This window comes from Okeania sp. SIO2B9 (assembly GCF_010672505.1).
GTDB classification, from domain to species: domain Bacteria; phylum Cyanobacteriota; class Cyanobacteriia; order Cyanobacteriales; family Microcoleaceae; genus Okeania; species Okeania hirsuta.
Map to the genome: position 1 here is coordinate 1 of NZ_JAAHGK010000430.1, position 5,483 is coordinate 5,483.

The 5,483-nt window shown below is 35.9% G+C and carries 3 protein-coding genes and 1 pseudogene; all 4 read left to right on the forward strand.

The window, feature by feature from the left end; all coding sequences use genetic code 11:
* Window positions 1–4,003 (forward strand): response regulator (locus tag F6K13_RS16115; protein ID WP_353735674.1); only part of this gene is annotated, 4,003 nt, incomplete at its 5' end.
* The gene (locus tag F6K13_RS16120) at window positions 3,990–4,193 is read left to right on the forward strand and encodes a hypothetical protein (RefSeq protein WP_287287836.1); all 204 of its coding nucleotides are present in this window, start codon (window positions 3,990–3,992) and stop codon (window positions 4,191–4,193) included. The genes F6K13_RS16115 and F6K13_RS16120, both read left to right, overlap by 14 nt.
* Window positions 4,194–4,462: 269 nt before the next feature.
* Window positions 4,463–4,852, forward strand: a pseudogene (gene rplU, locus F6K13_RS16125) (50S ribosomal protein L21); the annotation flags it as partial.
* Window positions 4,853–5,015: 163 nt separating this feature from the next.
* Window positions 5,016–5,303: a 50S ribosomal protein L27 gene (rpmA, locus tag F6K13_RS16130; protein WP_124143459.1), complete on the forward strand. Its 288-nt coding sequence runs from the start codon at window positions 5,016–5,018 to the stop codon at window positions 5,301–5,303.
* The last annotated feature ends 180 nt before the right edge of the window (window positions 5,304–5,483 follow it).

Genomic DNA, 5,483 nt, shown 5'->3' on the forward strand with positions numbered 1-5,483 from the left:
TGAAGAACATCTAGATGATTTAGCAGGAGAAACTCACGGAATAACTATAGGAAAAATACCAGAATTAAATGTTGACAAACAAAGTTTTTTTATGGCAGAAGTCTCAGAAAAAATGCGAGAAATGTTGCTTTTATTCAAGCAAAATGATGATGCCAGTACAAGGAATAAATTGAAAAATATATGTGATTTTTTAGCAGGTCAGGGCAGACAAGAACATGTGTCATCAAATTGGTTGAAATTAATAGAGGCGATTAAAAAAGCTATCGCTAACACGGAAAATACATACTATACTCTTGCTCATAACATAATTAAAAATTTGAAACAAGCTCAAGAATTAATTAGAGATAATCGAGAGCAAGAAATAGTGATAGATGAAAATTTAAAAACTTTAACGAAAAACGCAGAATATATAAACAAAAATATAGGTGAAATAGATATGTTAAATGAAACAAAAAATCAACAGAACCAAACTAATATTAATGAGAGAATAAACAACAAAAATGATATATTAACTCAAAAAAAAGAGTCTATAAATGACTGGTTTAATAGCTTAGAAGCTAGGGATATAGATAATAATAACTATGACTTAATAGGAGATAAACAAGAAGTAAGGCAAGGACCAGAAGTTGGAGTAACAGAACTAAATAGTTTAGCAGATTTATTTGAAGGAGAAACACCAGAACTAGACTCTAGTTGGGAAGAAGAAGAAATACTAGATAAAGGTAATGTGGAAGGAGGGGAGTTAAAAATATCTGAAATTGAGAGGGATGATTCTGGTGATTTGTCTGACTTATTATTTGATGTTAATGAAGTTGTACAATCATCCAAAATTAAAAATCACAATGAATTTAAATTTTTAACTCCAGTAGACGAAGATTTGTCAGATTTGTTTAGTAAAAGTACAGAAAAGACACTACAAAATCAGAGTAATGTTAACAAGCAAAATACTAACTTAAAACTAGATAATAGTAAAGCAAAACAGACAGAAGATTTGGATGACCTATTCAATGCTATAAATCAGGGAGATTTAGCAGCATTAGAAGATGTAAAAAACTCTGAAAATGACAGGGATTTACAAGTGGATTTACCCAAAAATAATCTGCAAAAAAATATCAAATCAATTTCTAAAAAAATAAACCAAAAATATCAGGTAGATGAAGATTTTAGTGATTTATTGGGAATCCAAGATGAAGGGAAAAAAATTAAAAATGATGTAAAAGTAGAAAATAATCAAAGCCAAATTCAAACCAAAAATGATTTAAACTCAAAAGTAGCCGATTTAGAAGCACTGTTTGAAGATTTAGACACAGTAAATGAACAACAAGAAAATCAAATAGAATCAGATGATTTGACATCCAGTTTTTCCAAAGGATTTGATCGAGAAGATGTAGATTTGTCAGACTCACAAAAATCAATCAATGTGGAGCAGATAAACTGGGAAGATGATAACAATGATTTGAATAGTTTATTCGACGATCCAAACCTAGATTTTATTAACTTAGATTCTAATGAATCATTAGATAATTTAATTGAGAGCGATAATGAACCTCAAGAAAATTCAGAAATTTCAGTAAATATAGAAGATTTGTGGCCTACCGTAGAAAACCATGAAACTGTAGATGAAACGGTAGACTTAAATAAGTTGTTAGAAGATGTAGTGAGTGAAACAACTTCTCTAGAGTCAGAAAAAAATCAACAATTAACAGCTAAAAATCAAATAGAATCAGAAGAATATGAATTTATTGAATTAGAAGCAATACTAAATGGAGAAAAATTAGATAATAATTATAATATTTTTGTACAACTAGAAAAACTATTAAATGGTACAGAAATTAATTCAAAACTCAAATCAAATATAGCAGTTGTAGAAAAAACTCCTCCTATCCATAAAGCTGCCAGTATCACAAAAAAACTACCAGAAGAAGATCCCTTTAGTGACTTAGATAAATTATTAGAAACTCCTAATATAGATACTTATAAATCTAGTGGGGTTTCTACTACTAATACTCCTCGCCGAAATAGACGCCCTCCAGAACAAACAGTCAAAGTACCTGCAAAGCAACTAGATAATCTCAGTAACTTAGTAGGTGAACTAGTAGTCAATCGTAATAGTTTAGAACAAGGTCAAGAACGAATGCGCCAGTTTCTAGATAACCTGCTCCATCAGGTAATGCTACTCAGTGATGCTGGACAACGAATGCACGACTTGTATGAAAAAACACTTTTAGAAAGAGCAATTTGGGACAATCGTCAAGGACATCATTCTACTACTACAGTGCCCGAAAGTACGGTGGTAAAAGTAGCACAAAAAGGGTTTAAAGACTCTCTCGATCTTGACCGGGTGGAAAACTTCACCCCTTTCCATTTATTGGCTCAGGAAACCATAGAATATATAGTCCGAGTACGAGAGTCTTCTTCTGACATTGAATTTCTGGTTGATGACGCAGAACAAGTAACCCGTCAGCTACGACAAGTGACAACTCAATTACAAGAAGGGTTAACTAGGTCGAGAATGATACCCTTTTCTCAGACGGTACAACTATTACCTCGTGCGGTGCGAGACATTTCAATGGAATGTGGCAAAGAGGTGAGTTTACAGGTAGAAGGGAAAGAGACCTTAATTGATAAAATGATTCAGGATAAGCTTTCTGACCCAATGAAGCATCTAATTAATAATGCCATAACTCATGGAGTTGAAACACCTCAACAACGTCTAGCAGCAGGTAAGTCTCGTCAAGGTAAAATCACAATTCGTGCTTTTCACCAAGGTAATCAAACGGTGATTTCGGTGGCAGATAATGGAGCGGGAATTAATGCCGAAAAAGTCAAGAAGAAAGCGATAGAAAAAGGTCTAATTACTCAACAACAAGCTAAAGGGATGTCTAACATTGATGTTTATGATTTGCTCTTTCATCCGGGTTTTAGTACAAAAGATAAGGCTGATAATTTTTCAGGTCGTGGAGTTGGGTTAGATGTGGTGAAAACTAATTTAACCGAAATTCGAGGTACTATTTCTATTGACTCTACTATTGGTAAGGGTACAATATTTACAATTCGCTTACCTCTGACTTTGAGTATCTCAAAAGCATTATGTTGTATTAGCGATCGCTCTTGGATTGCTTTTCCGATGGATGGGGTAGAGGATATGATTAAAGTGTCTAAGGAGGAAGTTAAAGCAGAAGAAAATGGGCAATACTATATAGAATGGCGTGGATCAAAGTTGCCTTTCCGTCACTTACGAGAGCTGCTTGTTTATAATCGTCATCTCCGTCGCGGTAATGTGTATGGTATTAATGCCGAGGAAGATATGATTTCAATTGTTGTTTTGCGCTCTGCTTCTGCTGGCATATTTTTGGCGGTGCAAGTCGATCAAGTTTTAGAACAACAGAAGGAAATTGTAATTAAACAATTAGAGGGTCCGATACCTAAACCTATCGGTATTGCTGGAGCAACAGTTTTAGGGGATGGTAATATTGTCGCGATCGCGGATGTCATTGAATTAATTAACTTAGCAACAGGAAGACTACGCCGAGATGAGGGTAATATGTGGTCATCTAGCGAAGAAGATGAGGCATCTTTACCTGTACAGCAAAAGAGTGAGTTAACAGTATTAATTGTTGATGACTCAATTACAGTTCGTGAATTGTTATCAATGACCTTTAGTAAAGCTGGTTACCGAGTTGAACAGGCAAGGGATGGTAAGGATGCCTGGGAAAAAATGCGTGCAGGTTTACCGTGTGATTTGGTATTTTGTGATATTGAAATGCCTCGGATGGATGGTTTCGAGTTATTATCTCGGATGCAAAAAGATTCTCATTTGAATACTTTACCTGTGGCGATGTTGACATCTCGTGGAGCAAAAAAACACATGGAAATGGCATTTGAGTTGGGTGCAAAGGGTTACTTTACCAAACCATATATCGAAGATAAGCTATTAGAAGGGGCGGTTAGTATACTAGAAGGTAAAGCTGTTGGAGATATATTGAGCGGTGGTAGTTATTGATTTTAACATGGGAGGCAACAGGCAACAGGCAACAGGCAACAGGCAACAGGCAACAGGGGGATTCACCCCTAACCCCTCCCAGGAGGAGAATATCGAGAAAGATTTGACAATGGCGCATCGATTGGGACATTTTTTTATACCGAACCCGAGGGAATTTGATATAATATCAAATCTGTTTGCTTCGGAGTAATATAGTTCCGTAGATCATTATACAATTTGTAGGGGCGTTAACGTAGTTATGCGCTAGCTAATAGCCATTAGCCGCTACTTGACAAAAATTACGTTTGTCAGAGATAATTGCAGATTGTGTGTCTAAATCCTGCTCGGACCAGGTTCAGACATAATAAAAGCTGGTAAATAAATCAAGGCATTTGCCCATTTTAACTAACTACAATACCACTTTCAGGTATTAGCGTTAGAACCAGCTACCTGTACGGCAAACCTATCAACACAAATTTAATGAGTTACGCAATTATTGAAACAGGTGGAAAACAACTGAGGGTAGAAGCAGGTCGCTTTTACGATATTGACCTTCTACAAGCAGCGGAGGGGGATCAAGTTTCTCTGGATAATGTGCTTCTAGTTCAACATGAGGGAGATGTTCATATTGGTCAACCCCTTGTAAAAGGCGCTCTTGTGGAAGGCACTGTGATGAGGCACTTGCGGGGCAAAAAAATTATTGTCTACAAAATGCGGCCTAAAAAGAAAACTCGGAAAAAAAGGGGACATCGCCAAGAACTTACTCGTCTAATGATTGACTCCATAAGTATTAATGGCAAAATATTAGCAGCAGGAGAATCTCAAACTTCAGCTACAACAGTAACTCCAGAAGCTAGTGAAAGTGTTACAGAAACAGCAACTGAAGCTACAGAAATTCCAGAGTCAGTAGAAACTGTTAGCGAGGAAGTTTCCGAGACTACGGCAGAAGTTGAAACTGTATCTGAAGAAAAATCAGAAAATCAGGCAGAATAAGTACAGATGCTATTATATGTAATAAAATTTGGAGGAAATCATGGCTCATAAGAAAGGTACTGGTAGTACTCGTAACGGTCGCGACTCTAATTCCCAGAGATTAGGTGTTAAACGTTTTGGCGGTCAAGTTGTTAAAGCGGGTAATATTCTTGTCAGGCAACGTGGTAGTAAATTCCATGCAGGCAATAATGTTGGTGTGGGTACTGACTATACTTTATTTGCTTTAATTGAGGGTGTGGTGACTTTTGAAAGAAAAGGTAAAAGTCGGAAAAAAGTGAGCGTTTATCCAGTAACTCAAGAAGCTAATGTCGCAATTGCTGAAGCTTAAATAGTTTGGATAAGTGTCAAGTCATACCCACGCATCGGCGACACTATTTTTAAGGGGTTGCACATTATGGAATGATATTGCCAAAAATTAGTTTAGACTTTGACTAAAAATAACCATTAATTAATCATTCTGGCAATTGATTAATCCACAATCCAATTCAATCAAAAATCTCAAATCATT

Coding starts and splice junctions, on each gene's coding strand:
- rpmA (WP_124143459.1), top strand. CDS start 5,016: ATGGCTCATAAGAAAGGTACTGGTAGTACTCGTAACGGTCGCGACTCT.